Raw genomic sequence first — 26,266 nt, forward strand, 5'->3', positions numbered from 1 at the left:
CCGCAGCAGAGGTCCCTGAGCCCGTCGAAGGGACCGGGACGCACGGTTCGACCGCGCGTCAGAGGCGGCAGGACTCCCGCTCGACCAGCGACACGTCGATGACCGTGACCTCGTCGAGGCCGAGACCGGCGTCGGGTTCGAGCCGCGCGAACACCCGCTCGGCGGCGAGCGCGCCGATGCGGCGGGGGTCCTGGTCGATCACGGTGACGGCGGGGCTGAGCGTGTCGGCCATGGGGAAGTCGCCGAAGCCGACGAACGGCAAGGGGTTGCCGCGCAGCACGTGCGCGAGCGCCATCGACGAGCGGGCGTTCGCCGAGAAGATCGCGGTGGGCGGTTCGTCGAGCGCGCGGAGGGTTTCGAGAGCGGATGCCGCGGACTCGCGGTCGGACACCTGCGAGGCCACGAGACGCTCGTCGATCTCGACCCCGGCTTCGCGGAGGGCTCGGCGCCAGCCCTCGACGCGCTTGGTCTCGGTGGAGAGGTGGACCATATCGCCGAGGTAGGCGATGCGTCGGTGCCCGTGCGAGAGCAGGTGGCCGGTGGCGAGGTGGGCGCCGGCCTCGTCGTTCTCGGTGAAGGTGTCGGTCGTGAGCCCCGCGGGGGCGCGGTCGACGAAGACGATGGGGGTGTGCCCGCGCCACCGCTCGAGCCACGAGTGGTCGGTGCCGACGGGGGCGATGACGAGCCCGGTGAGCTGGCGGCCCAGGAGCGATTCGAGGGCTGCCCGCTCGTCGGCGGGGTTCTCGCCGAGGCTCGTGACGAGGGTGGACAGGCCGTGGCGTCGCGCGGTGTCCTCGACGCTGCGGGCGATGGCGGCGAAGAAGGGGTCGACGACGTCGGGCACGGCCACGCCGATGACGGAGGCGCGACCCGCGCGGAACGTGGTCGCCAGGGCGTTGGGCACGTAGTTGAGCTCGCGCATCGCGGCCTCGACGATCGCCCGGGTGTCGGGCAGCACGTGGGGGTCGTCGTTGAAGACCCGCGAGACGGTCTTCGTACTCACACCCGCGCGCTGGGCGACGTCGCGCATCGTCGTCACGAGGCACCTCCGGGATGTGGGCGAGTGGCGGCTTCGACGTGCAACCCTATCCGCCGGGGAGGGGATGCCACCGCCGCGCGCTCTGCGCGGAGGACCGCCGGACGCCGGGCTCCGACGGGCGTCGACAGCCCGCCGGCCCGCGCCCGACACCGATCCCCGGCGAACGCGAGCGCCGCCTCCCGCGCGACGGTCGCCCGTGCGTCATCCGTCCGCCGCGGAGTGGGGGATGTGCCCGCCCGCCCGGCACCGCGGCATCCGTCCTCCGCGTGCACCCGCGGGCGGATGCCGGACGCGGTCATGGACGTACCCGGCGCCGGGCGGTCGAGCTCATCTCAGCGGCCGTCGACGGCGTCGGCGAGTTCGCGCAGGCGCGGCAGGGCGCGGCCCGAGAGCAGCTCCTCGCGGCGACCGGCATCGATCGAGAGGCTGTCCTTCCACAGCGACCGGCCGGCCATCGCGCCCGAGGCACCGTTCGCGACAGCGGTGCGCACCTGCTCGATGAAGGTCTCGTGGTCGACACCGGCCGACAGCACGGCCCACGGCACGCCCTGGGCGACCTCGGTCACGCGGGCGCTGGCCTCGGCCGAGCCCGGGTACTGGAGCTTGAGGATCTTGGAGCCGCACGCGACGGCGAGGGCGGCGCCGTCGACGACGAGGTCGGCGAACTTCGCTTTGTAGTCCTCGTCGCTCTCGTCTTCGAGCTGGTAGGTGAGCAGCTCGACGATCAGCAGCAGGCCCTCGGCCTCGCAGGCGGTGACGAGGTCGCGGATCTCCTGGGCGACGCGGGAGTCGGCATCCTGCTTGTCGGGGCGCGTGTAGTAGAGCATCTTCGCGACGGTGCCGCCCATGTCGCGGACCGTACGGGGCGTCACGCCGGGCACGAAGCGCGTGTACTTCAGACCGTCGACGGTCTCGAAGCCCGAGGCGTCGAGGCCCACGACGAGCCCGGTGTCGCGGTCGAGCACGCCGTCGTCGACGATCTGCGGCAGCGCGACCTCGGGGTCGAGCAGGATCGCGGGAGCGTGGTTGGCGAGGTGGCGCACGAGGTCGGCCTTCACGGCGGCGAGCTCTTCGCGCGAGATGGCGTCGGAGCCGTTGGGGGCGTCCTTGATCGCGGCCTTCATGCCGTTGCGCTGGTCGGCGGCGACGATGAGCATGTGGCCGTCGGCGGTGCTGATCGACTGGAGCGCGCGGCGCTCGAGGGTGGTGAGTTCGTTCATGATCTCTCTTCTCTGGGGTCTGTTCGCTCGGCTGGACCGAGCGGGGTCTGGGGTCAGGAGGGGACGGATGCCGAGACGAGGCGCCGCGCCATGTCGGCGGCTCCGAACGCGACGTCCTGCTCGCGGGTGGACAGGGACGCATCGGGCAGCACCTCGGCGCGGGCGCGGCGGACACTCGCCATACCCGCCCATCCGCCGGTGAGCGTGGAGCGGGTCGCGGGCGCGACTTCTCGGTCCATCGCGGCGATGAGGGCGGCGACCTCGTCGTTGCTGTGGCGCAGCACCGCGCCGAAGATCTCGGCCGGCGAGGCTTCGGTGTGCAGGGTCAGGCGCAGCACGCCGTCGTCGTTGCGGGCACCGGTCACCTCGATGGCGCCGGCGGGCAGCTCGCCCTCGAACGGCAGCGCCATCACGGCGGCATCCAGCGCGTCGCGGCCGGCGCGGTCGCTGATCCCCGCCGCGTGCAGGGCGCGGCGCAGCAGCAGCCCGGTCTTCACCCCGGCGACGAGCACGTGCTTTCCCGGGACCACGTGGCGCACTTCGTTGATGAGGGCGTCGGCCAGACGCTGGCGGGCCGCGAAGCCCAGCGGTGCGTCCAGCACGCGCAGCAGCACCTCGGCGGTGCCGAGCGAGACGTGGTAGCTGTCGGCATCCATGGTCCCGTTGGCCTGGGCGGCGACGAGATGGTCGTGCCCGGCGACGGTGAGAGCGGCGCCCGCGACGCGCGGCCCGAAGGCATCGGATGCCGTACCCCAGCCGAGTCCGCCACCGCGCAGCGGCGGGAGCAGGGCGTCGTCGACGCCGAGCGCGTCGAGCATGGCGGGCCAGGCGGCGCCGGAGTCCTGGTCGATGAGCCCGGTGCGGGAGGCGAGGGAGAGCTCCAGCGCGACATCGCCGCCGAGGGCCGCGACGACGAACTCGGGCAGGTCGAGCCAGCGGAGACCGGCGAGGTCGGTGCCCTGGTCGCGCAGCCAGGCGAGCTTGGCGACGCTCACCTGGGCGCCGAGCGGCAGACCGGTGCGGCCGGCGAATTCCTCGCGCACCTCGGCGGGGAAGGCGGCGATCTGCTCGAGCCCGCGCGGGTCGAACCAGGCGAAGCCCGGGCCCGCGGCGGCGCCGTTCGCGTCGATCAGGATGCCGGTCTCCCCCATGCCGGCGACGGCGAACGATGTCAGCGGCTCGCTCGTCCGCGGTGCCAGCTCGGCATCCACGAGATCGATGAGCGTGCGGACCGCCCGGAGCAGGTCGGCGGCGGCGATGTCGGTGGTGCCGCCCTCGCCGACGCGCCACGGGGTGGGAACCTGGGCGCCGGCGATCTCCGTGCCGTCGTCGTCGATGACGAGCATCTTGATGGCGGTGCTGCCGAGGTCGAGCCCGGCGTGCAGGCCGGTCGATGCGGCACGCGAGGGAGCCCCTGCCCCGCCGAGCCGTGACGCGGCCGCGGTGTTCGACCCCGTCGGGTTCGTGAGCGCATCGGCCAAGATCATGTCACCGGTGTCTCGCATGAGCGGCCGTCCTCTCCGGAACTTCTTCGAGTCCCGGAATTCCAAGCATGACACCGGTGACTTGCTACGTCTATGGTGGGGGTATGCCGTCGCCGTGTCAAATACCCGAATCGCTTGCCGTCGTCGTCGCCGGAACGGCCGGCAGTGGCAAGAGCACGCTCGGTCGGGCGATCGCTGAGCGCCTGCGAGCGCCCCTCGTCGACCTCGACAGCGTGACCACGCCCCTCCTCGACGCCCTGCCCGCCGGGGTGCTGAGTGACCACTGGCTCACGTCGCCGCACGCCCCCGCGATCCGCGCCGGACGCTACGCCGCCCTGCGCGCCACCGCCGCCGATGCCCTCTCCACCGCGGGTCGCGTGGTGGTCGTGGCGCCGTTCACCGCCGAGCTCACCGGGGGTCCCGAGTGGGCGGAGCTGGTTGCGGCCCTCTCCCCCGCCGAGCCGCACGTCGTGCACGTCGACGGAGACCCCGCCGTGCTGGCATCCCGTCGCTCCTCACGCGGAGCGTCTCGCGACGCGCACCGGCCCGACACCGCCCCCGTGGCACCCTCGATCCCGGTGACCGCCGTCGACGCCGAGCTGTCGACGGCGCAGCAATTGGCCCGCGTCCTGCCGGCGCTGGGGATCCGGCGGCCGGTCGACGCGAGCGCTGCGATCTTCACGCGCGAGTTCGACGCCGTGCTCTTCGACCTCGACGGCACACTGGTGGACTCGACGGCATCCGTGGTGCGGTCATGGCGCCGATTCGCCGAGCATTTCGGCGTGTCGATGGAAGCCCTGCACGCTAACCACGGCCAGCCCGCGCGCACGCTCGTGGGTCACCTGCTGCCCGCCGACCGGCATGCCGAAGCGCTCGTGCACGTCACCGACCTCGAGGTGACGGATGCCGTGGGCCTCCTCCCCATCCGCGGAGCCGCCGCCTTCTTCGCGTCGGTGCCCGCCGGGCGCCGGGCCATCGTCACGTCGGGGTCGGTGCCGATCGCGACCGCCCGCCTCGCTGCGTCGGGCTACGACCGGCCCGACGTGTTCGTCACGGTCGACGACGTCGTGCAGGGCAAACCCCACCCCGAGCCGTTTTTGTTGGCCGCGTCCCGCTTCGGCGTCGACCCGGCCCGCTGCCTCGTCGTCGAGGACGCCCCCGCCGGCATCGCCGCGGCCCGCGCGGCGGGGTGCGCCGTTCTCGCGCTGACCGGGACGACGGCGGAGGAGGAGCTGAGCGCCGACCTCGTGGTGGACGGGTTGGATGCTGTGCGGGTGGAGGTTCTGGCGTCGGGGGCGTTGCGGTTGGTGCCTGCCGGGCTCTGACAGCGGAGCTGCGTGCGCTGCGCGCGGGGCGTTCGGGACGGGAAGACGTTCTCTGTCCGCAATCCCTCTGGCCGGAGCCCCGCCCCCTCGACACGGCGTCGGGGTCTCCCCCCGGGGCGTGCGCCGTCGACACAAGAACAACCGATGCGAAAAGATCGGGACCCGTTTGGCACGGTGCCGCGTTTCGCAACGGGGTTCTGCACCGATCGCGGCCGCGAGTTGTCGGGCTTCTCGATGCGCGTCACGCGCGCGATCATAGGTGGTGCGAAACCGATCGGTTTTGCACCACAGCGCCGCGACCACCGGCGCGGGCGAAGCCGTGAGGAGCACGCCTCACTCAAGGAGAAGGCGTCATCTACCGGCGAGCAACTCTGCCGCCTGTCGCACCGTCGCGGCGAACTCGTTCTTCCGCTGCTGTGAAATGACACCCCGCTTGGACGGATGCCACGTCGTGAGTACCTCCGGGCTATTCGCCAGGTACGGCGCGACGTGCTTTCGCCACCCATTACGGGCGTAGCTGCCGCACAGGACGACCACCTCGAGGTAGGGAAGCAGTTTCAGCAACTCCCGCAGGTCCGCGCCACCCTGGGTGAGCTCGGCGGCATTCGGTTTCACCGAGGCGTCCCCGAGGTACCAAGGAACGATGTTCCAGTGCAGCACCCCGTCCGACAGGTGGGCGGCCGCGCGGCAGCGCCAGAGGAACGCGGCGGTCTCATCATCGTTATCGACTGAGATGAACCCGGACCCCCGGAGGGGGTTGCCGGCGTTAGTCATTGGTCCGGGCGCCTCCAGGACGAATAGCACCTTCGCGTCGATCCCAGCCTCGGCCGGGTCGAACTGGGGGACGGTCACTCCACGGTCCTGTTCAAGCGTGTGCGCCCATGCGCGCAATGGTTGAACGCCCGGCTCGGTGCCCAGCATCGCCAGGCGTTCGGTGACGTGGGCGGGATCGGCGAAGCCGCGGGGATGGGTGAGGAACATGCCGCGTTTCAAAGGTTCCCGAAAAACATCCACCCGGTGAAGGGCGCCTCGAAGAGGTCGCGGCCCACGTCGATGAGATGACTGATGAAGAAGCTGAAATCGTCGTCTGACGCATTGGTTGCCGCGTTGCAATATGTCATCCAGAACTGGCGTCCGTCCCCGGTTCCGGTGAAACCGGGGTGGCGCAGTTCGACTGCATGCACCGTTGCGGGGTTTGGAGCGATCTTGATGTGGAATGGCCGCGGCTGATCGAGCGGAAACACCGCGAGGTGCACCTGCACCAACAAGCCCTGCGGGCGGGGCATGAGATATGCGGTGACCACCTTCTGCGCGATAGCGGTAGGCATCCGTCCGCTGCGCGGGAACTCGTACGCCGTTGAGCCGTCGGGCTGCGGGACTGCCCGCCCGCCAAGAAACTCCCCTTGGACGGTCCAGTCGGTGTTGAGCTGGTAGACAAGGCCGTCCGTCAGCTTGGACCCTCTAAATCGCAGCCGGATATCACCGTCCTTGTCGTAGTTCCACGTCACGCCGATGCGTGTCAACGCGGACCCCAGCGTGTGCGCGTCCGCCCGCGTAAAGTCCACGTCGCTCCTCGTCGGCCTGGTCGGAACCGCCCAGAACGGTCACCGTCTGCCGAGCCTAGCGAGGCCGTGGCGGCGGCCACGGCACACCTCAGGTTCACGTCCTCCCACTCGTACAGGCCTCAGGTAGCAACGCACCAGCAACACGAAGGGGCACCCCGACCACGGCCGGAGTGCCCCTTCGTTGTCCATCAGGCTCGCCGCCCCGCAAGGCCATGCCACACGCGGCTCGCAGGTGTGGTGCAAAACCGATCGGTTTCGCCCACCGTGAAGTGATCGACGAGCCTTAGCCGTGCTACTGACGCGGGCAGTTAGCGGTCGAACGAGGTGCCGACCGAGACAACACGGTCAGGTCCCGTCCGGTCCGGAAGAGACGCCTCGTGCCACTGACGGTAGTTTGCACATCACGGTTGTCTCAAGACTGCGAAACTGGAGGAGCACTCGTGAAGCTGTCTCGTATAGATGTGCGGTTCTTCCGCTCTTTCAACTTCGACTTCGAACACAGGGCGCGGGAATCTAGCGAGCCAGCGGCATGGGAAGACTCACAACCCTGGCATCCCTTCGTCCGTGTGCGCCTCGAGCCCGACATCACTGCGGTCGTCGGGGCGAATGAGGCTGGCAAAAGTCAGCTCCTGCGGGCAGTTCAGGCAGGTCTCACCGGCTCGCCCATACGCCGTCAAGACTTCTGCAGGTACAGCGAGGAATACTCCGTGCAGGCCGGACAGATCCGACTGCCAGAGTTTGGGGTCACAATCACGCTCGAGGAGGGCGAGCAAATCGTCGGGGTGCCCGCGCTCCGCGACGCACGGACTTTCTCGCTCTACCGCCCCGGATCCGACGAACCGTTTCTTGTCATCGATGAAACGAAAGTCAAGCTGCCTTCCGCACAGCTGCAGAAGCTCGAAGATGCATTGCCGGACACGTTCGAACTGAAAACGGGGGTCGCGATACCAGACAGTGTCTCAATCGCCGAGCTCACCGGCGAAAAGCGCACCCGACTGCATGAGAGACGACAGCGTAGCGGCATCTTCCAGCGTCTTTTTGCGCTGCCGGACCCTACTGCGGCCGCGGTCGGAGAGGTTGTCGCTCCTGCCCTGGCGGCGCCCGCCGACGAGGCATCCGAGTCGGTTGAGCGGCAACGGCGAGACGAGTTTGAACTGGCTCGCATGCTGCTCGTTGACGCGGCAAAAATCGACCCTCGAGCGTTTGCTGAGCTGAAGGATGCTCTGGCCTCCGGCCGCGAGGGTCAGGTTGAAGCTGTCGTCGGCGCTATGAACACCGCCGTGCGCGAGAACCTGAACGTGCAGCGGTGGTGGACCCAGGACCGTGAGTTCGAACTCGTACTAGAGGCGCGTGAGCACGAACTCGCTTTTACAATTCGCGACCGGACCGGCGCCACCTATTCCTTCGGAGAACGCAGCCAGGGCTTGCGTTACTTCCTCAGCTACTTCGTACAGCTCGCCGCGCACCGGCTTACACAAACACGACCGGACGTCCTGCTGCTGGACGAGCCGGACGCGTTCCTGTCCAGCATCGGTCAGCAGGACCTCCTGCGGGTGCTGCGCGACTATGCACTACCCGAGGACGGTAGCCCGGGTAGTCAGGTGATCTATGTCACGCACTCCCCATTCCTAATCGACAAGAACGCACCCGAGCGCATTCGGGTGCTCGACAAAGGGTCCGACGACGAAGGAACGCGGGTCGTACACGACGCCGCAAACAATCGATATGAGCCGCTGCGATCATCACTCGGTTCACACGTCGCCGAGACGGCCTTCATAGGGGGTCAAAACCTTTTCGTCGAGGGGCTCGCAGACCAGCTCTTGATCGCCGGCGTCTCCGCGCACTTGTCCCGCCGCCTCGGCACCAAGGCCGACAACCTCAACCTGAACGACGTGACAATCGTCGCCGCCGGCGGTGCGGACGGCATCCCCTACTTGGTCTATCTCGCACGGGGGAGAGACAGCATCAAGCCACCCTGCGTGGCGCTGCTCGACGGCGATGTTTCGGGCACTGACGCCGCCAAGGTGTTGAAGCGCGGTGAGGCACGGAAGAAGCGAGTACTGAAAGACGAGTATGTCGTCATGCTCGATCAGTGGGCAAAAGACTCGGGACTGACCTTCGATCGTGGAGTGATCGTTGAAGAGATTGAGGACCTGCTTCCAGTCCCCCTGGTCCACCGTGCTGCCTTGGCTCACCTCACCCGTTTTGTGAACTTGGCGGAGATTAATGCATCGAAGTTCCCACTCGCCGCGCTAGAGGAGGCGGTGGCTGCAACGCACCACGTCTGGGAACCGCTACGTGCCGCATACGAGGACGCCTTCCCAGGCGAACATATCGAAAAGGTCGGCCTCGCTCGCGAGTTGGTCGCGCTTCTGGAAAGCGCCCCCGATACTTCAGGCGTTCCGGAGTTGCGGGAACGTTTCGAGAACCTCCTGACCCACCTTGCGGCGGTTCTGGATGCCGCCAAAGTAGAGGAAGACCACGACCGCAGCGACGACAAGGTCAAACGCTCGGTCAGAACGTTCCTCAGGGCTCATACCCAGGGGATCACTAAGCGTGACGCCAGACGACTTCTCCGAGAACTGGCGGACGGATTCAGCCAGAGCGACTGGGTCGACGAAGCTACCAAGCGCATCGCCACCATCCGACAGAAACACGAGCTGGAGGATCTGACTCGGCCGACCGTGGAGGACTTCGAGGCGTTCCGTACCGCAATCCGAGCTCTCGGGGAGAAAGAGCGTCAGGCTTATCAGGACGACGCAACTCAAGATCCGGCGGCCCCACTACTTATATCTACCGTTGCGTCGAGCGAGGAAAGCCATGAAGCATCAGCAACCTCGGCTCCCGTCGACAATGGCGACCATGCCACACGGGTCATGTCGGCGAAGAACCTAAAGTCCTAGACAGGTCCGCGAAGCTTCACCCTCTCGCCCGTCGCGGCGTTCTAGTGTCGCCGCCCCATTTACCTTCGGACCATGTCGGGCTTGGTGCGAAGCCGTTCGACTTCGCGATGATCGCTCGGCTGCTTGGCGTGCACGTTCACCACGTGGATGGAGACGCCTGCGTCGCGGATCTGGCGAAGGGCCGTTGGGTCGGCGGTGGAGTCTGTGACGAGGTCGTCGACTTCGCTGAGGTCGGCCATTTTCGCGAGGGCTCACTTGGTCCAAGGGAGACCGCACGGAGACGGCCTATGTGCCTGGGGAGAGGAGTCCCTACGATTCCGACGCGGGGATCCTCCGCGTGCAGAGCGTCACGGTCGACATTGCGGGAGTCGTGGTTGACTGCGGCGGCTACGTCGTGCCGGACGGGCACACGCTGGCGTCCGACGCCGACCCTGTGAAGTCGCGGCCGCGATCGTTCCTAAGTCGAGTCCTCGGCCACGGTCGCTGACAATCCGCCACCGAGCGCGCTCATATTCGCCGCCCGTGCACCCGCTAGAGCTTCAAGCCTCGGCGCGCTCGTCCCCTCCCATACTTCTCTGCGCAACAACGAGATACGCCCAGAAGATGCGCGGGGAAGGGCTGCGGGGATGGTGCCTTCGGGGTGCGAAGAATATGGACGACGCACCGCCCGCGTCCTGCGGTCACGACAGGGAAGGAGTGCCACCGCGTTCGCACGGGGACGCGTCAGAAGCGGTCGAGAGAATCGCCGTCATCACCTCGCCCAGGAGGGGGATGGCCTCGCCCAGCGGCACGGCGTACAGACGGCCGATGTGCTCCTGCAGATCTTCTCTCTGTGCGTCCCGGGCGAGTCTTTCGAGGCCATGACCGTCGAGCTGAACCTCTCGGAGGCGAGCGGGATTGTCGAGGGCGATCTGGACATTAAGGTCCGTGCAGGCGCCGTCATCTGAATAGTCGATATCGGGCGCGATGGTCGGGAAGCGGCGGCGGAAGTCGCCGTGCTCCGAGCAATACACAACCCCGACCGTGGACGTGGAGAATCCCGGTCGTCCCGCAGAGAAGCCGTGCAGCGTTATGAGCGGGTCGAGTGCGACGCACAGAGGTTCAGCGACCGCCTGGGGATCCTTCTATGGGTCCACGTCAAGCGGGAGCTTCGCATCCCCTCGGGCATCAAGTCGCCCGTCCAAGCCGCCGACAGCACGACCAGCGGAGCGGTTCTGCTCGGAACCCTCAAGCCTGGGGGCCGCTATGACGCTCGTGCGATCTTCTGCCACGTCGCTTTTATCGGCTAGCGCCTTGGCCGTACCGGTCGGCTAGCTCGAGGGCCAGTCGATGGAGCGTTGCGCGGAGCGGGGTGGGGGTCAGTGCCTCAGCGTCAGTGCCGAGCTGCCAGAGCGCCCACTCCGCGTGTCGGAGGTCCTGGAAGGTCACCTCCATGCGTAGGCGCCCGTCCGAATCGACCGTCTCGTGGGTGATGGTCACTGCTGTGGTGGCGAGGTCCTCTCGTCGGCGCGGATCTATGAGGACGAGCGAGGTGAGCTGCGAGTCGCCGGCTCGGAACTTCGCGCTGCGTTGTCGCCAGAGTTCTTCGAGATCGACGGCGCCGGACCGTTGGGCGGGCTCGTCCAGTTCTTCGGCGGTGACGATTCGGGAAAGCCGGTAGGTGCGGTCGTTGCCGTCGACGGTGGCGAGGAGGTAGCCCTTGTCTCGTACGGTGACCAGTCCGATCGGGTCGGTCGTGCGCCATGCCGCCACGCGATTCTCGGCGGCGTACTCGATGCGCAGTCGATGGCCGTTCAGCACAGCGCGTCTCACCTCGGTCATCACTGCCTCAGGAATTCTCTCCACGCTCCGGGGTCGCGCCAGGAGGTCGGCTTCGGGCTCGAGGAGGACTCGCTGAGCGGAGCCGACGGCGGCGAGCTGCTGCCCGTCAGGGAGGGCGTCGATCACTTTCCGCAGGGCGGACGACAGGGCGGGGCCGAGGCCGAGCACGTCCTTCCCGGTGCCTCCTCCCGCCGCGAGGAGGGCAAGGGCCTCGTCCGGGTTCAATCCGGTCAGCTCTGTCCTGAACCCAGGAAGCAACGAGAATCCGCCGTGACGGCCGCGGTCAGCGTAGACAGGAACGCCTGCCGTGGACAGGGCCTCGATGTCGCGGAGGACTGTTCGCGTAGATACTTCGAGTTCGCCAGCGAGTTCATTCGCCGTGAGCCGGCCTCGCTGGCGCAGGAGCAGCACGAGAGACACCAGCCGATCTGCACGCATACGAAATTTTCCCAGAGATACATGACGGAAGGTGTCGTGATTTGTCGAGAAGCTCGTAGGACACCGTGATGAGCGGTGCACGAGGCGGCCGAGACTCGGTCGCCTCGAAATGCGAATGGAGAGAAGATGACGCTCGAACGAACGGCCGTGAACCCGGTTACCTGGTCGCTGGAGATGGGATTCAATCAGGGCGAGGTCGTCTCAGGACAGACCCGCACGCTCTACGTGTCGGGCCAGACGGCGATGAGCGCGGACGGCCGACCGGAGCATCACGGCGACGTCGCCGCGCAGCTCGCACGGAGCGTCGACAACCTCGAAGCAGTGCTCGCCGGCGCCGGAATGACGCTTTCGAACCTCGTCCGGCTCAACGTCTACACGACCGACATCGACGCGCTGTTCCCCCACTACGGCGAGCTGGCAGGGCGCCTGGGAGCGGCAGGCGTCGCGCCGACCACAACCATGCTCGAGGTCACGCGCCTGGCGATTCCGGGCCAAGTGGTGGAGCTCGAAGGCACTGCTGTCGCCTGACCGGATCGGTTGCCGCTCGCGTCGCCCGATGGCGCGAGCGGCGCCGCACCGGCAGGGGACGCGTTATGCCGGGAGCGGGACGGCGCTCATCCGCGATTCGAGCGCCTTGAACAGCTCGCGGGCGATGTACCGCTTCACGCTTCGCCGGATCTCTCGCCCCGTCCGGCCCTCCGCTGTGCGGCGATCGACGTAAGCACGAGTTCGCGCCTCGGACACCATTCGCACGCGAGCGATCACATCGAGCGCACGGTTCAGCTGACGGTCACCGCCCCGATTCAGCCGGTGGCGAGTGGTGTTGCCGGACGACGCCGGTATCGGGTTCACCCCCGCGAGGGCCGCGAAGGCTGCCTCGCTGCGCACTCTCCCTGGATGGGAATACGCCGCGACGGCAACAGCGGCGGTGACCGGGCCGACGCCATAAATCTGCTGCACGCCAGGCGCGAGAAGCTCGACGAGTTCGGCAAGAGCTTCGCGATTCTCGCGCATCTGTCGCCCCAGCTCGATCACCGTCGAAGCCAGCCGGATGGCCTCGCCTCGAATGATGCGCTGCGCAACATCGTCATGGTGAGCGTCCAGTTCGGCGAGCTTCTGCACCCCGCGATCAGTGAGCGCGCGCCTGGTATCGAGGCCGAAGTCCGCAGTGCGGACCAGCGCGTTCAACTGGTTCCGTGCGCTCGTGCGACGGATCTCCATGTCGCGGCGAGCGTCGAGCGTCACGCGGAGCGCGTTGCGTAGCCCGTCGGCTTTCGGGCGAATCAGTGCGTCGAGCTCGATACCCATCGCCGAGGTCGCGGCAGCGATCGCGTCGATCTCATCGGACTTGCCGCGGACGCGGCTCGACTTCTTCGGCGGTCGAACCTCGCAGAACACGATCTCGTCGCGCTGCAACGCCCGGCCCAACGATGCCCCATAGGAGCCGGTGCCTTCCATCGCGAACAACACCGATCCGCTCGTGACGCTTTCGACCCAGGCGATCGCTCTGTCGATCGCCGACGCCGTCACCGGGAATGCTCTTGTCCCGAGGATCTCGCCCGTCTTGGTGGCGACGATCGCGTAGGTGTGGGTGCGGGCGTGGGTGTCGACTCCGACGACGTGGTCGTAGTGGTGGGCGACGATCATGCGGCCTCTTCTCCTCAGGGGTCATCCGGGTGGGATGCGCCGCGGAGGCATCTCTCTAACGAGTCACGCGACCGAAGTCGCGGACAACCTTCTATCAAGCCATCGCAGCGTCACGCCGGTACTGGCTCGCTCGGACGGACAGGTCCCCAGCAGGACACTGCGGTCAAGAGTGTGATGAGTCACGTCCGAGCGAGCCAGATCCAGCCTGACAGCCGGCACCTGGCCAGCCGAGATCATTAGAGAGTGTGGGGCACGAGAGCCATACTCAATATTCTGCGCGTCTGACAGTGCTCCTGTATGGGAAGCGAAAGCGATCGTCGACGAAATCGCAGGGCGATTCCGCACCCCCGCGAGAAGGGGGCGCAGATTCGTGACTGATGAGCCATCCCGCCGCCTCGCTCTAGGTGGGCGAAGGATCATCGGGGGGCGATTCCGCATCGCCATCGTCCTTCCCCCGGACCAGGAACGCCAGGATCGGGTCGACGAGCGCGGCGAGAGCCTCTCAGACGGCGCTCATCGGTTCAGGCGCCCTCGCGCCCGCGATCGCCTGAGTCCCTCTGCCACGACCGAATGCTGTCAGCGGCGCATCGCGGCCACCACCCCTTGCGACCTATCCTGCACCGTGCATTCTCGCCGCTCCGAATGGAGCCAAGCGGACAAGTTTCGCACCACGAACCCCCTCCGCTTGTAAAGCTCTAGACGGCTCACGGCCCGACCCCGACACTGAATTCTCGATCGGCCACGCGGCCGTCAGTCACTGTCGAAGAGGCATCATGGACGATTCCGACCTGGTCCGCCGCGAAGACCGCCTTCGCCGCGAACTCGGCGATCTCGAGCAGCGGATCGAATCCTCGATCGCGAACGCTCTCCGCGTGCCCGGGGGTGGCCTCGGGCACGCGGAGTTTCAGGATCGCCTGCAAACGCGCGCCAATGAGATCCGCGCAGAACTCGGTCTCGCCACGCAGCTAGTCGGCAACCCACCCGGAAAGCCCCGGCGATGGCATCGGTGGCTTCTGTGGCTCTCCTTCGGCGCCGCTCTCTTAGCGGGGTTGTCCGTCTTCGTTGCCCGGTGACCGGCGACGCCTGCGTTCACAGGGGACGCGCCCATTCAGACGCGCGTCGCCCGCTCCAACAGCTCCAGCACGTGCACGTACGGCTCCCCCGTGGCCTTCGTCATCCCCAGCTCGCACGTGCGGTTGCACGACGCGTGCGCGTCGGCGCCCCACCCGGCGACCTCGGCCGCTTCGGGGGCTGTCGCGGCCTCGGTCAGCTCGGGGTGCAGCATCCCCCGGTCGCCGGCGTAGGCGCAGCACCCCCACGCGTCGGGGACGCGCACCTCGGATGCCACGGCTTCGCCGACGGCCCGCAGCGCCGGGTCGATGCCCAGCTGCTTCGACGAACAGGTCGGGTGAAGGGCCAGCAGGTCCGCCACCGGCGTGGGACTCAGGGCCGGAAGCAGATCGGATGCCGCGAAGGCCACGGCATCCACGACCTCCACACCCTCATCGCGCAGCGTCGCCGCGAACCCCTCCGTGCAGCTCGACGCGTCGCACACGACCGGAAGCGCGCCGTCGCGCGACGCCGAGCGAACGGCGGCGCGCACGCGCGCGGTCATCGTCGCGTGGCCCTTCGCGTAGCCCTTCGACGACCACGGGGTTCCGCAGCACAGCGCATCGATGCCGTCGGGCACGATCGCGGACACCCCGACTCGCTCGAGCAGCCGCACGAACGCCGCGGTCGCACCGATCCCCCCGGAAGGCCCGAACATGCTCCCCACGCACGCCGGCAGGAACACCACCGACGGCTCCGCCCCCGAGGCCCCGACAACCGACCCCAGCGACCGCCGCGACGCCCCTCCCGCGGGAAGCTCCGCCGAGTAGCGCGGCACCGTATCCGTGCCGAGCACCGCGCGCGCGGCATCCGTCACCGTCCGCACGACGGGCATCGGAACCGCCGAAGCCACGGACAGCGCCGCCGACCCCGCCCGCGTCACCGCACCCCACCCGGTCGCCGCGGCTGACCATCCCGCGGCCAGCACCGGGTTGGCATCCTCTCGACGGAAGCGCTTCATCAACGTTCCGGTGTTGATGAGCACGGGGCACGCCGTCTGGCACATGCCGTCGACCGCGCAGGTCTGCACGCCGTCGTAGTCGTAGTCCTTCTCCAGCTCGGCGACGAGTGCCCCGTCGCCGCGCTCACGGGCCGCGGTCGAGGCGCGCCGCACGACGATCCGCTGGCGCGGTGTGAGGGTGAGCGATCGGCTCGGGCACACGGGCTCGCAGTACCCGCACTCCACGCACCGATCGGCCTCGGGCTCGATCGACACCGGCGCCTTCAGGTGGCGCATGTGCGCCCCGGGGTCGTCGTCGATGATCACCCCCGGATTCAGGATGCCGCTCGGGTCGAGCAGACGCTTGAGCTCCACCATCACCTCGTACAGCTCGTCGCCGTACTGCCGACGCACGTACGGGGCCATCGCGCGGCCCGTGCCGTGCTCGGCCTTGAGGTTTCCCCCCGCCGCCAGCACCAGGTCGACCATCGCGTCGGTGAAGCCCTCGAAGCGCCCAAGGGCCTTCGCCCCCTCGAACCGATCGGTGAGCATGAAGTGGATGTTGCCGTCCTTCGCGTGGCCGAAGATCACGCTGTCGGCGTAGCCGAACCGTGCGAAGAGCTCCTGCAGTCCGCCGCACGTGTCGGCGAGGCGGTCGACCGGCACGACCACGTCCTCGAGCAGGGCGGTCGTGCCGCTGGGACGCGCGCCGGCGACCGAGGCGTAGAGGCCCTTGCGGAAGGTCCAGGCGGCGGTGCGCTGAACGGGGTCGCTCGAAAAGACGGCGGGGGTGCGAAGCTCCTCACCCCTCAGCACGCGCGAGCCGCTGTCGGCCAGCGAACGCAGCGTGTCGAGATCGTCCGCGTGGTACTCCACGAGTAACGCCGCCTGCGTCGTCGCCTCGAAGCCGTGGATGGCGGCGGGGGTGCCGGCCAGACGCTGGCCGACACGGAGGGAGGTGGCATCCATCAGCTCGAGAGTCGCCGCCCCGGTCGCGACCAGCGCGGGAAGGGAGCGCGTCGCGGCGTCCAACGTGGGGAACACCGCGAGCGTGGTCGCGATGGCCGGGCGGATCGGCACCGTGCGGAAGGTCGCCTCGGCGACGAACGCGAGGGTGCCCTCCGACCCGACGACGAGGTGGGCGAGCAGCGCCGCCGGAGTGTCGAAGTCGCGGAACGCGTTGAGGGCGTATCCCATGGTGTTCTTCATCGCGAACTGCCGCTCGATGAGCGCGACGCTGGCGGCATCGCCGACCACGCGTTTCCGCAGGCGCATCAGCCCGTCGACGAGATCAGGCTCGCTCGCCCGAAGCACCGCGTCGGCGTCGGGCGCTGCCGTGTCGACGACGGTTCCCGATGCCAAGACCAGCACGAGCCCCTCGAGGGTGCGATACGAGTTCTCGACCGTCCCGCACGCCATCCCGCTGGAGTTGTTCGCAACGACCCCGCCGATCGTGCAGGCGGCCTCGCTCGCTGGATCGGGTCCGAGGCGGTGCCCGTGCCGCAGCAGTCGTGCGTTGACCTGGCGCACCGTCGCCCCGGGTTGGGAGCGCACACGTCGGCCGCCGTCGAGCACGTCGATGCGGCCGAACCCCTGCCGCACGTCGACCAGCAGCCCCGCCCCTGACGACTGCCCCGACAGGCTCGTCCCACCCGAGCGGAAGGTCACCGGGGTACCGGATGCCGTGGCCCCGCGCAGGATCGCGCCCACCTCGGCCGCGTCGGCGGCGACCACCACGGCATCCGGGGTGAGCAGGTAGTGCGAGGCGTCGTTGGCGTAGGCGACGCGGTCGATCGCGCGAGTGCGGATGCGCGCGGCATCGGCCACGGCCGCGGCGATCTCGGGGGCGATCTCGGGTGCTGCCAGGGTCATGCGTCGTCCTTCGCGGTGGGCGGTCGGCGGGGGCGCGGACCGGCGTCACGCCCGCCCGCGATGCCGCTCACGCCTCCCCCTCCTCGGTCAGCACGCGCGAGAGGTCGGGAGAGGTCTCGACCACGGCCCGGATGCCGACCGGCGGCCCTGCGACGATGGTCGACGCGTGCGCGACGGCGTGCGCCCCCCATTCGGCGGCCGAGGCGGCGGCCACGGCCAGCGGGTCGGCGTCCGCGGCGGGTTCGCGCGCGAGGCCGAGGAGGAACCCCGCGAGGGCGGCGTCCCCCGCCCCGGCGGTGTTGGCGACGGAGGGGGCGTTGGCCCGCGCGAAGACGGCGCGGTCGGCGGTGACGGCGACGAGGCCGTCGGCACCGAGGCTGGCCAGCACGGTCGTCACTCCGCGCGCCACGATCTCCCGTGCGGCGGCGACCACATCGCCGAGGGTGTGGAGCGGACGCCAGACCGCCGCCGACAGCTCCTCGGCGTTGGGGGTCAGCAGGTCGATGCCGACGGGGTCGGCGAGCAGCGCGTCGAGGGCCGACCCGCTGGTGTCCACCGCGATGCGCGCCCCATGCTGCCGCGCCACCGCGCGGACGGCGGCGAGGTCGACAAGGGCTCCGGTCCCGGCGAGTTCCGGCAGACTGCCCGAGATCACGAGCCACGGCTCGGTGCGGTCGGCGAGCTCCTCGCTCAGCGCCGAGATCGTGGCATCCCAGGCCTCCAGCGACAGCGGCGGGGTGGGCGCGTTCACCTTCGTGGTCGCACCGTCGGCGTCGATGATCGACGTGTTCACGCGGGTCGCGCCCGGCACCTCGACGATGCGCAGCAGCGGAGCGGTCAGCCCCGCGCGAGCGAAACGCACGTCGTCGGCACCGAGCACGACCACCGCCGCGGTGTCGGCACCGCCCGCCGCGAGGGCGGCCGACACGTTGACGCCCTTGCCGCTCACCTCGCGCGTGTAGCTCTCGGCGCGGGTGAACGACCCACGACGCAGCGTCCCGATGCGGTAGGTGGCGTCGATCGCCCCGGCGGCGGTCAGGGTGACGATGCCGGTCATGCGCCGTCGCCCGCCGCGACGGTTCCGGATGCGGCGTGACCGGTCGCGGCGCGGCCCGAAATCACGTCGAGCAACCGGCACACCTCCGCGGCCACCGCCGCGCGCCCCGGGGCAAGCCACCGGCGGGGGTCGATGGCATCCGGATCCCGAGCGAGCTCTTCGCGCACCGCCGCGGTCAGCACGGTATTCAGGTGCGTGCCGATGTTGATCTTGCGCATGCCCGCGCGCACGGCCCCGTCGATGCCCGCGTCGGCGACTCCGCTCGACCCGTGCAACACGAGCGGCACGGGCACGGCCGCGGCGAGCTCGGCGATGAGATGCTCGTCGAGCCGGGCGCTGCGCTCGCGCATGGCGTGCTCACTGCCAACGGCGACGGCCAGGGCGTCGACGCCCGTGGCGCGCACGAAGCGCACCGCCTCCTCGACGTCGGTGCGCACGCCGGGTGCGTGGGCGCCCTTGCCGCCGATCTCGCCGAGCTCGGCCTCGATCCAGGCTCCGGCGGCGTGCACACGGGCGGCGACCGCGGCGGTGCGCTCGAGATTCTCGGCGTCGGCGAGATGCGCGGCGTCGAACATGACCGAGCGGATGCCGACGGCCAGCGCCTCGTCGACGAGTGATTCCTCGGTCGCGTGGTCGAGGTGCACGGCGACGGGCACGCGCGCGGACTCGGCGAGCCGCAGGGCCGCAGAGGCTGCCGGGGCGAGACTCCCGTGGAACGCGATGGCATTCTGCGACAGCTGCAGGATGACGCAGGTGTCCGCGGCCTCGGCCCCGGCGACGACCGCCTCGGCCACCTCGAGGGTGATGAAGTTGAAGGCCCCGACCGCGCGGTGCGCGGCGAGCAGTTCGGGCATGTCGGCCAGGGGCACGGCGGTGTCTTTCTCGTCGGGGTGGGTGTTCCTTCGCGTGAGTTGCCGGACTGTGGCGCTTCCGAGGTGCCGGAAGCGACAAACCGTGACACCCCACGCGGGGAGGGGGGGATGCCGCGACCCCGGCGTCGCGCGCGAGGTCCGGATCCGTGGGTTCTTCGCGTGAGTTGCCGAACATTGTCGCTTCGAGGGGGGCCGAGGCGACGAAATCTGGCGACTCACGCGGGAGGGGGGTGAGTGCGTGCCGTGTGAGTCGCCACACTTTGTCGCTTCGAGGGGGACCGGGGCGACGAAATCTGGCAACTCACGCGGGAGGGGGGATGCCGGGACCCCACCGTGAGTGCGGGGTCCCGGCATCCGGGGTTCAGCAGGACGACTTGTAGACGGCGTCGGCGCCGTCGGTGGCGATGTTGTCCTTGGTGAGGATGGTGAACCCGGTCTGGATCTTCTCCTCGGTGGCTTCACCCTTGAGTGCGGCGATGGCCTGCTTGACGCCGTCGGAGCCGATCGTCGCCGGTTCCTGCGCGACGAGGGCTTGCACGGTGCCGGCTTCGAGGGCCTTCACCTGGGCGGGGCCGGCGTCGAAGCCGACGATGGTGACGGAGCCCTGCTTGCCGGCCTGCTGCACACCGGTGGCGGAGCCCTCAGCGGCGAACAGGTTGGCGGCGAAGATGCCGACGATGTCGGGGTCCTTCTGCAAAGCGGCGGTCACGATCTCCGCGGCGGTGGAGGGCTCGTTGTGCGAGTACTGCACCCCCACCGACTCGAACTTGGAGTCCTCGGCGACGGCGTCTTCGAAGCCGCTCGCGCGGGCGTCGGTGGTGGACACGCCGGGGTCGGTGGACACGACGAGCACCTTGCCGCCGTCCGGGTTGGCTTCCTGGATGGCTTCGAAGGCTGCAGCCCCGCCGCCTTCGTTGTCGGAGGAGATCTGCGACACCGCGCCGGAGGGGTCTTCCAGGGTGGTGTCGACGAGGACGACCTTGATCCCCGCAGCCTCCGCCGCCGCGATCGGCGCCTGCATGGCCGAGACGTCGGTGGGGGCGATGAGCAACGCGTCCGGCTGGGAGGCGACGATGGCGTCCACGATGGGCTTTTGCAGGGTGGGGTCGAACTTCTCGGGGCCCTGGGTGGTGACGGTGGCGCCTTCTTTTTCTGCTTCGGCTTCGATGCCGCACTGCATGGAGATATAGAACTCATCCCCGGCGACACCCTGCACGAACGCGATCTTGTACCCGTCCTCGGCGCCACCCGAGGCACCGCCCGACGACGAGCCGCCGGAGCACCCGGCGAGGACGAGGGTGGCTGCGGCGCCCAGGGTGGCGAACGCGAGAACCTTGCTGTTCCACTGCATTGTGATGACCGTTCTCTCTTGGTGTGATGTCGGATGCCGTGGCGTCAGCCGCGGCGTCCTCCGCTGACGAACTTCCGCCAGAGGCTTTGGGTGTTGCCGCGCGTGGCGGCGGTGCGGCGCACCTGGTCGACGTACACCGCGGTGATCAGCACCGCGCCGACCGCGACCTGCTGCCAGAACGGCTGCACACCGGTGATGACGAACCCGTTCTGCAGCACCGCCGGAATGAACAGGCCGACCACGGTGCCGAAGATCGTGCCGACGCCACCGAAGAGGGACGTTCCGCCGATGACCACGGCCGCGATGACGTTGAGGTTGGTCTGCGACTGACCGGCGATCGCCGTGGTCGAGAACTGCGACAGGGCCAGGATGCCGGCGAGCCCGGCGAGCGATCCCGACAGCGTGTAAACCGCGATGAGATGGCGGTCGACCTTCACGCCCACGCGACGAGCGGCCAGCTCGCTGGAGCCGACGGCGTAGGTGTATAGGCCGAACTTGGTGAAGTGCAGCACGATCGCCCCGATCACCACGACCACGAGCGCGATGACGCTGATGATCGGCAGCGAGCCGAACACGTTGCCGTACCCGATCGAGACCGTGAGCACCGTCGGGACGTCACGGATATCGACGCCCCCGGTGATGATCTGGGCGAGCCCCAGCGCCATGCCGAGCGAGCCCAGCGTCACGATGAGCGGAGGGATCTTCGCCTTGGCGATGAGGAAGCCGTTCAAGAGCCCCCAGCACACGCCACTGAAGATCGAGACCAGGATGCCGACGGTGGCGACGCCCCAGCCCTCGCCGCCCAGAGCCCGCATCACGGTCGCCGAGACGACGCCCGAGAACACCAGCACCGACCCGACCGAGAGGTCGATGCCCGAGGTGATGATGATGTACGTCATCCCGACGCCGAGCACCGCCAGGATCGAGGCGTTCTGGATGATGAGGCGGAAGTTCGACCACTGGGCGAAGGAGTCCGGCGCCAGTGCGCTGAAGATCAGCACGATGACGATGAGGATGATGAGGATCTGGAAGGCCTGCGCCTTGAGCAGCCCGACGAAGAAGTTCGGCTTCGAATCGTCGAACGTCCCGATCGCGACCGTCTCCGTCGGCGGTGTCGTGGTGCTCATTTCTGGTCGTCCTTCGTGACGGCGCCGGTCATGAGCCCGACGAGTTCTTCCATGGAGGTCTCTTTGGCGTTGATGTTGGCGACGCGGGTTCCCAGGCGCAGCACCTGGATGCGGTCGCAGACCTCCATCACGTGCGGCATCGAGTGGGAGATCAGCACCACGGCGATGCCCTTGTCCCGCACTCGACGGATCGTCTCCAACACGTTCTTGGTCTGACGCACCCCCAGGGCCGCGGTGGGTTCGTCGAGGAAGACGAGGCGGCCCGCCCAGTGCACGGCACGGGCGATCGCGATCGCCTGCCGCTGCCCACCCGACATCTCCCCCACCGGTGAGGTCAGGGAGCGGACGGTCGCGCCGAGTTCGTCGAACGCGGCGCGGGAGGCGACGGCCATGTCCTTCGTCTTCATGAAGCCGAGGGCCCCGGCAAGGCCCGGGCGGCGGATCTCCCGACCCAGGTACATGTTCTGCACCGGGTCCAGATGCGGGGCGAGGGCGAGGTCCTGGTACACCGTCTCGATACCGAGGGCGGAGGCGACCTGCGGGTTGGACATCTCGATCGGGTTGCCGTCGAAGCGGATCTCCCCCTCATCGATGGCAAGGTTTCCCGACAGGGCCTTCACCAGGGTCGACTTCCCGGCCCCGTTGTCACCGATCAACGCGGTGACCTCCCCCGGGTAGACCTCGAAATCGACGTTGTTGAGGGCGCGGACATGACCGAACTGGCGCGACAGACCCCGCGCCTGCAGCACCGGGACGGCAGTGGTGACTGACGACATCGTCAGCTCCTTTCGTTGGTGAGGAGAGAAGAAGAGAGGAACGACTCCGCGACGGTCGCGAACGAGTTGGGCGACACCGCGAACGCGGCGAACAGCGCCGCCCCGTACGCGGTGCCCTCGTCGTGGGTCGACACGGTGACCTCGGGTAGGAGTGCAGAGCGCGAGCGGACGACCGACGCCATGCTCGACCACCCCCCGGTCAGCACCGTCGAGGTGGGAGGGGCGACCTCTCGGTCCATCACGGCCATGCATTCGGCGAGCATGTCGTTGCCGTGCCGCAGGCTCGCCGCGAACAGCTCCGCCGGGCTCAACCCGTCGCTCTGCGCCACGATCTTCAGCACGCCGTCGTCGTTGCGCGCGCCCGACACCTCGAGGCCGCCGTCGGCGAGGGTGCCGTCGACGGGCAACGCCATGGCCGCCTCGTCGATGCGCGCCCGGCCCGTGGCATCCGCGACCCCGAGCAGCTGCAGCACGCGCCGCATGAGCAGCCCCGACTTCGTGCCCGCCAGCAGCACGTACTTACCGGGGATGACATGGCGCACGCAGTTGATGCCCGCGCGCGCGAGCCTCTCCCGCGCGGCGAATGGCAGGGTGTCGTCGAGCACGCGCACGAGCGCCTCGGCGGTGCCCATCGAGTCGTACAGCTGGCCCGTGCGGGTGGCCCCGGCGGCGACGGCCGAGACGAGATGGTCGTGTCCGGCGATGGTGAGTGCGGCTCCGTGAAAGCCCGCGGGCAGGCCGGGATCGTCCAGCGTCCCGACGGCCTCCCCGGCGCTGACGCGCGCACCGAGGATCGACTCGTCGACGCCGAGGACGTCGAGGGCCGCGGCCCACGGGGTGCTGTCGTCCTGGTCGATGAGCCCGGTCCGCGAGACGAGCGAGTACTCCGCCACCCGCGGCCCGCCGAGGGCGTGCATGACGAACTCGGGGACGTTGAGGAAGGTCGTCCCCTCGAGCGCGATGCCGCTCTCGCGCAGGTACAGCAGCTTCGCGATGGATGCCAACGGCCCCACCGGCAACCCCGTGCGGCCGAGAAACTCGGCGCGGAACGCCGCCGGCGTCGCCAGGATCTGCTCGGCGCCGCGCGGGTCGAACCACGCCATGAGCGGCGCCAGCGCCGTGCCCTCGGCATCCAGGAGCACCCCGGCCTCGGCCATGCCCGAGACGGCGAGGGCGATCACGCGATAACCGTCGTCCAGCCGCGCGTCCGCCTCGGCGGCGAGTTCGCGCACCACGGCGATCGCGCGCTCGGCGGGCATCTCGGCCCGCCCGTGGTCGAGGTTCGTCCACGGGGAGGGTCGACTGACGACGAGCACCTGGTGCCCGTCGGGGGTGGCGACCAGCAGCTTGGTGCTGGTGCTTCCCATGTCGATGCCGACGACGTACTCGCTCATCGCACACCCCCACCGCGGAGGGTGCCGGGCCAGCCGTCGCCGGGGGATGCCACGAGCACCTCGGCCTCGCCGGTCAGGCGCCACGCGCCGAAAGCGTGCGGCACGGCGTACACCTGTCCGCGCTCGACGTCGATCGAGCCCGCGTCCGACACCACCGCACCGGAACCCTCGCGCACCAGCACCACCGCGAAGCCCGCCTCGCGTGCCGCGGTCTCCCCCGCGGCGTCGAACAGACGGAAGTACGGGTCGGCGACGGCCGGAAGCAGCGAGCGGAAGTCTGCCCCCGCCGGCGTCGTCCCGACCGTACTGATCAGCGCACCGAGCGCGTCGGCATCCAGCTTCTCGGTCGAGACGGCGGGCATGACGGCGTCGAAGCCCAGGTCGAGGTGCGACTCCTCGCGGGTGGAGGTGGTCACCGACCACTCCAGCAGGATCGAGAAGTCCGTGGGTTCCTGCACCTCGGCGACGAAGATGCCGCCGTCGATCGCGTGCACGGTTCCGGCGGGTACGAGAACGCCCATGCCCGGACGCACGACCACGCGGTTCATGCGCGACAGCATCCATTCGCTGTCCTGCGCGTCACGGCGGCGGTCGAGCTCGTCGCGGTCGACGTCCTGGTTCCAACCGACGTGCACCGCGCAGTCGTCCTCGGTCTCCAGCACGTACCAGGCCTCGGTCTTGCCGTAGGGGCAGTCGAGGTGCGCGCTCGCGAACCCGCGGTCGGGGTGCACGTGCACGGGGAGGCGCTGACGCGCGTCGAGGAGCTTGACCAGGATGCCGAGATCGGCGGCATTCCGCCCGCCCCGCGCCCCCACCCACGACGCACGGTCGGCGGCGACGAGGTCGCGGAGGAATGCGCCCTGATCGGTGACGGCGAGGCCGATGTCGTCGGAGCCGAAGCGCGACACGGTCGAGCCGAGCCACTCCTCGGGCTGGCGGTCGGTCTCAGGCACGATGCCGCGGAGAGCGGCGATGCGGTCGCCGCCGAGGTAGAAGTGCTGCACGGGGTTGGGTGGCAGCAGGACGGGCGTCGTCACGGGGCTCCGATCGGGGCGGAGGCCGGAACGGCGAGGCCGACCGGCTCGGGGTGGGAGAGGGAGAGGGCGGCGGCCACGAGGGCCGGGACGGGCGCGTGAAGGGCCGCGGGCACGACCCCGGGGCCGGAAGACTCAGCGATGGTCCCTGAGCCTGTCGAAGGGCCCCCCGCGGGCATCGCGCGGGCCGAGCCGGACGCCGCGAGCGCCGCGATCTCCCCCGATCCGCGCGGCACCAGGCGCGTGGGCACCGTGATGCGGGCAGGCCCCTCGTCGGGGTGGGCTGCGCGCTCGCGCAGCAGACGGAATGCGGCGGTCGCCAGCAGGCGCGGGTCGTGGTCGACGTAGGTGATGCCCGGGTCCAGCACCTCACCGAGGGTGAAGTCGCCGAACGAGATCAGCGCCGGCATCCGCAGGCCCTTCGCCCGGATGGCGCGCACGGCGCCGATGGCGGCCAGGCTGGTCGCGCATAGCAGTGCGGTGGGGGCGTCGTCACGCTCGAGCAGACGTGAGGCTTCGGTCGCCTCACCGCGACCGAACCGCTCGTGGCTGACCACGAGCGAGGGGTCGAACGGCAACCCCGCCGCCGCGAGGGCTGAGCGGTAGCCGGCGAGCCGATCGTTGACGGTGGGGTAGGGCACGTCCTCGCCCAGAAACGCCACCCGCAGGTGTCCGTGAGCGACGAGGGCCGTGGTCGCCTCGGCGGCGGCGCCGAAGTCGTCGATGACGACAGCGTCGATGCCCGAGCGCACACGGTCGATGCACACGACGGGAAAGCGGGTGCGCAGCCCCGCCAGGGTGGATGCCGCGATGGCGACCGGGGCGACGATCAGTCCCGCCAGGCGGTGCCCGGTGAGGCGGTCGAGCTGCGCCTGCTCCCGAGCGGCGTCGTAGCCGGTGCTCGCGAAGATCACGCTCAGCCCGGCCTCGACGGCGAGTTCTTCGACGACGCTGACGAAGGCGGCGAAGAACGGGTCGCTGATCGCGTCGATCAGGATGCCGATGGTGTCGGCGTCGCGTCGCTTCAGTTCGCGGGCGCTGCGATCGGGAACGAATCCGAGTGCGTCCACGGCGCGTTGCACGCGGTCGCGGGTCCCGGGCAGGACGCCGGACTCGCGGTTGATGACGCGCGACACGGTTTTGGGGCTGACGCCCGCGGCGGTGGCGACGTCGATGAGGCGGGCGCGCGGCCGAGGCATCGCGGCCTCACCCCGTGTCTCTCGCTCGCGCGTCATCGCTTCTCCGACATCGTTGTCTTCCGAACGCGAACCCCTCGGGCGGGCTCCGCTGG

22 protein-coding genes and 1 pseudogene are annotated in these 26,266 nt (G+C 69.3%); 4 read left to right on the forward strand and 19 right to left on the reverse strand.

The window, feature by feature from the left end; genetic code table 11:
- Positions 1–58: 58 nt before the first annotated feature.
- From MT347_RS09345 to MT347_RS09355, 3 genes are all read right to left on the reverse strand, one after another.
- Positions 59–1,030: a LacI family DNA-binding transcriptional regulator gene (locus MT347_RS09345; RefSeq protein WP_243500497.1), complete on the reverse strand. Its 972-nt coding sequence runs from the start codon at positions 1,028–1,030 to the stop codon at positions 59–61.
- A 341-nt stretch (positions 1,031–1,371) separates the two neighbouring features.
- Positions 1,372–2,259, reverse strand: a complete 888-nt coding sequence (locus MT347_RS09350) for a hypothetical protein (protein WP_243500388.1) — start codon at positions 2,257–2,259, stop codon at positions 1,372–1,374.
- A gap of 53 nt (positions 2,260–2,312) precedes the next feature.
- Positions 2,313–3,764: an FGGY family carbohydrate kinase gene (locus tag MT347_RS09355; RefSeq protein WP_243500390.1), complete on the reverse strand. Its 1,452-nt coding sequence runs from the start codon at positions 3,762–3,764 to the stop codon at positions 2,313–2,315.
- 56 nt (positions 3,765–3,820) lie between these two features.
- Between MT347_RS09355 and MT347_RS09360 the strand changes: the two genes are divergently transcribed.
- On the forward strand, positions 3,821–5,068 hold the full coding sequence (locus tag MT347_RS09360; RefSeq protein WP_243500392.1) for an HAD-IA family hydrolase: 1,248 nt from the start codon (positions 3,821–3,823) through the stop codon (positions 5,066–5,068).
- A 351-nt stretch (positions 5,069–5,419) separates the two neighbouring features.
- Here the strand turns inward: MT347_RS09360 and MT347_RS09365 are convergent, their stop codons facing one another.
- A complete protein-coding gene (locus MT347_RS09365) occupies positions 5,420–6,049 on the reverse strand; it encodes a uracil-DNA glycosylase (protein ID WP_243500394.1) in 630 nt (209 codons plus the stop codon).
- A gap of 8 nt (positions 6,050–6,057) precedes the next feature.
- Entirely contained in the window at positions 6,058–6,633 is a 576-nt protein-coding gene (locus MT347_RS09370) for a hypothetical protein (protein WP_243500396.1), read from the reverse strand.
- A 440-nt stretch (positions 6,634–7,073) separates the two neighbouring features.
- Here MT347_RS09370 and MT347_RS09375 point away from each other — a divergent pair, with 440 nt between their 5' ends.
- Positions 7,074–9,536: an AAA family ATPase gene (locus tag MT347_RS09375; protein ID WP_243500399.1), complete on the forward strand. Its 2,463-nt coding sequence runs from the start codon at positions 7,074–7,076 to the stop codon at positions 9,534–9,536.
- 59 nt (positions 9,537–9,595) lie between these two features.
- Here the strand turns inward: MT347_RS09375 and MT347_RS09380 are convergent, their stop codons facing one another.
- The 4 genes and pseudogenes from MT347_RS09380 to MT347_RS09395 form a co-directional block, all read right to left on the reverse strand.
- Entirely contained in the window at positions 9,596–9,775 is a 180-nt protein-coding gene (locus MT347_RS09380) for a hypothetical protein (RefSeq protein ID WP_243500401.1), read from the reverse strand.
- 441 nt (positions 9,776–10,216) lie between these two features.
- The gene (locus MT347_RS09385) at positions 10,217–10,549 is read right to left on the reverse strand and encodes a hypothetical protein (protein WP_243500403.1); all 333 of its coding nucleotides are present in this window, start codon (positions 10,547–10,549) and stop codon (positions 10,217–10,219) included.
- 265 nt (positions 10,550–10,814) lie between these two features.
- The gene (locus MT347_RS09390) at positions 10,815–11,582 is read right to left on the reverse strand and encodes a YafY family protein (RefSeq protein WP_243500499.1); all 768 of its coding nucleotides are present in this window, start codon (positions 11,580–11,582) and stop codon (positions 10,815–10,817) included.
- A 54-nt stretch (positions 11,583–11,636) separates the two neighbouring features.
- A pseudogene (locus MT347_RS09395) lies at positions 11,637–11,795 on the reverse strand (helix-turn-helix domain-containing protein); the annotation flags it as partial.
- A gap of 126 nt (positions 11,796–11,921) precedes the next feature.
- Between MT347_RS09395 and MT347_RS09400 the strand changes: the two are divergent.
- Positions 11,922–12,323 carry a RidA family protein gene (locus MT347_RS09400; RefSeq protein ID WP_243500405.1) on the forward strand — a complete coding sequence of 134 codons (402 nt, stop codon included), beginning with the start codon at positions 11,922–11,924 and terminating at the stop codon, positions 12,321–12,323.
- A gap of 63 nt (positions 12,324–12,386) precedes the next feature.
- On the opposite strand, the gene MT347_RS09405 is transcribed toward MT347_RS09400, so the two are convergent.
- Positions 12,387–13,442 (reverse strand): IS110 family transposase, encoded by a 1,056-nt coding sequence (locus MT347_RS09405; RefSeq protein WP_243500407.1) that lies wholly within the window; start codon positions 13,440–13,442, stop codon positions 12,387–12,389.
- A 773-nt stretch (positions 13,443–14,215) separates the two neighbouring features.
- Here MT347_RS09405 and MT347_RS09410 point away from each other — a divergent pair.
- Positions 14,216–14,515: a hypothetical protein gene (locus tag MT347_RS09410; protein WP_243500409.1), complete on the forward strand. Its 300-nt coding sequence runs from the start codon at positions 14,216–14,218 to the stop codon at positions 14,513–14,515.
- Between the two features lie 35 nt (positions 14,516–14,550).
- On the opposite strand, the gene MT347_RS09415 is transcribed toward MT347_RS09410, so the two are convergent.
- The 9 genes from MT347_RS09415 to MT347_RS09455 form a co-directional block, all read right to left on the reverse strand.
- Positions 14,551–17,364, reverse strand: coding sequence for an FAD-binding and (Fe-S)-binding domain-containing protein (locus tag MT347_RS09415; protein ID WP_243500411.1), 2,814 nt, complete (start codon positions 17,362–17,364; stop codon positions 14,551–14,553).
- A gap of 67 nt (positions 17,365–17,431) precedes the next feature.
- Entirely contained in the window at positions 17,432–18,421 is a 990-nt protein-coding gene (locus MT347_RS09420) for a 1-phosphofructokinase family hexose kinase (RefSeq protein ID WP_243500413.1), read from the reverse strand.
- A complete protein-coding gene (locus tag MT347_RS09425) occupies positions 18,418–19,290 on the reverse strand; it encodes a class II fructose-bisphosphate aldolase (protein ID WP_308194226.1) in 873 nt (290 codons plus the stop codon). Before MT347_RS09425 ends, MT347_RS09420 begins: the two co-directional genes overlap by 4 nt.
- Positions 19,291–19,654: 364 nt before the next feature.
- A complete protein-coding gene (locus MT347_RS09430; protein WP_243500415.1) occupies positions 19,655–20,644 on the reverse strand; it encodes an ABC transporter substrate-binding protein in 990 nt (329 codons plus the stop codon).
- Positions 20,645–20,688: 44 nt separating this feature from the next.
- Complete coding sequence (locus MT347_RS09435; RefSeq protein WP_243500416.1) at positions 20,689–21,771, reverse strand: ABC transporter permease; 1,083 nt, start codon at positions 21,769–21,771, stop codon at positions 20,689–20,691.
- Positions 21,768–22,547, reverse strand: a complete 780-nt coding sequence (locus MT347_RS09440; protein WP_243500418.1) for an ATP-binding cassette domain-containing protein — start codon at positions 22,545–22,547, stop codon at positions 21,768–21,770. Before MT347_RS09440 ends, MT347_RS09435 begins: the two co-directional genes overlap by 4 nt.
- A 2-nt stretch (positions 22,548–22,549) precedes the next feature.
- The gene (locus MT347_RS09445) at positions 22,550–23,941 is read right to left on the reverse strand and encodes an L-fuculokinase (protein WP_243500420.1); all 1,392 of its coding nucleotides are present in this window, start codon (positions 23,939–23,941) and stop codon (positions 22,550–22,552) included.
- Complete coding sequence (locus tag MT347_RS09450; protein WP_243500422.1) at positions 23,938–24,978, reverse strand: class I mannose-6-phosphate isomerase; 1,041 nt, start codon at positions 24,976–24,978, stop codon at positions 23,938–23,940. Before MT347_RS09450 ends, MT347_RS09445 begins: the two co-directional genes overlap by 4 nt.
- Positions 24,975–26,174 (reverse strand): LacI family DNA-binding transcriptional regulator, encoded by a 1,200-nt coding sequence (locus MT347_RS09455; protein ID WP_243500424.1) that lies wholly within the window; start codon positions 26,172–26,174, stop codon positions 24,975–24,977. The genes MT347_RS09450 and MT347_RS09455 overlap by 4 nt, the downstream gene beginning before the upstream one ends.
- Positions 26,175–26,266 lie beyond the last annotated feature (92 nt).

This window comes from Microbacterium sp. VKM Ac-2923, from assembly GCF_022815605.1.
Lineage (GTDB): Bacteria > Actinomycetota > Actinomycetes > Actinomycetales > Microbacteriaceae > Microbacterium.

Excerpts from the sequence above, each read along its gene's own strand:
- MT347_RS09440 (WP_243500418.1), bottom strand. The coding sequence starts at position 22,547 with ATGTCGTCAGTCACCACTGCCGTCCCGGTGCTGCAGGCGCGGGGTCTG.
- MT347_RS09415 (WP_243500411.1), bottom strand. The coding sequence starts at position 17,364 with ATGACCCTGGCAGCACCCGAGATCGCCCCCGAGATCGCCGCGGCCGTG.
- MT347_RS09435 (WP_243500416.1), bottom strand. The coding sequence starts at position 21,771 with ATGAGCACCACGACACCGCCGACGGAGACGGTCGCGATCGGGACGTTC.
- MT347_RS09405 (WP_243500407.1), bottom strand. The coding sequence starts at position 13,442 with ATGATCGTCGCCCACCACTACGACCACGTCGTCGGAGTCGACACCCAC.
- MT347_RS09420 (WP_243500413.1), bottom strand. The coding sequence starts at position 18,421 with ATGACCGGCATCGTCACCCTGACCGCCGCCGGGGCGATCGACGCCACC.
- MT347_RS09355 (WP_243500390.1), bottom strand. The coding sequence starts at position 3,764 with ATGCGAGACACCGGTGACATGATCTTGGCCGATGCGCTCACGAACCCG.
- MT347_RS09430 (WP_243500415.1), bottom strand. The coding sequence starts at position 20,644 with ATGCAGTGGAACAGCAAGGTTCTCGCGTTCGCCACCCTGGGCGCCGCA.
- MT347_RS09345 (WP_243500497.1), bottom strand. The coding sequence starts at position 1,030 with ATGCGCGACGTCGCCCAGCGCGCGGGTGTGAGTACGAAGACCGTCTCG.
- MT347_RS09410 (WP_243500409.1), top strand. The coding sequence starts at position 14,216 with ATGGACGATTCCGACCTGGTCCGCCGCGAAGACCGCCTTCGCCGCGAA.
- MT347_RS09455 (WP_243500424.1), bottom strand. The coding sequence starts at position 26,174 with ATGCCTCGGCCGCGCGCCCGCCTCATCGACGTCGCCACCGCCGCGGGC.
- MT347_RS09400 (WP_243500405.1), top strand. The coding sequence starts at position 11,922 with ATGACGCTCGAACGAACGGCCGTGAACCCGGTTACCTGGTCGCTGGAG.
- MT347_RS09350 (WP_243500388.1), bottom strand. The coding sequence starts at position 2,259 with ATGAACGAACTCACCACCCTCGAGCGCCGCGCGCTCCAGTCGATCAGC.
- MT347_RS09380 (WP_243500401.1), bottom strand. The coding sequence starts at position 9,775 with ATGGCCGACCTCAGCGAAGTCGACGACCTCGTCACAGACTCCACCGCC.
- MT347_RS09365 (WP_243500394.1), bottom strand. The coding sequence starts at position 6,049 with ATGTTCCTCACCCATCCCCGCGGCTTCGCCGATCCCGCCCACGTCACC.
- MT347_RS09445 (WP_243500420.1), bottom strand. The coding sequence starts at position 23,941 with ATGAGCGAGTACGTCGTCGGCATCGACATGGGAAGCACCAGCACCAAG.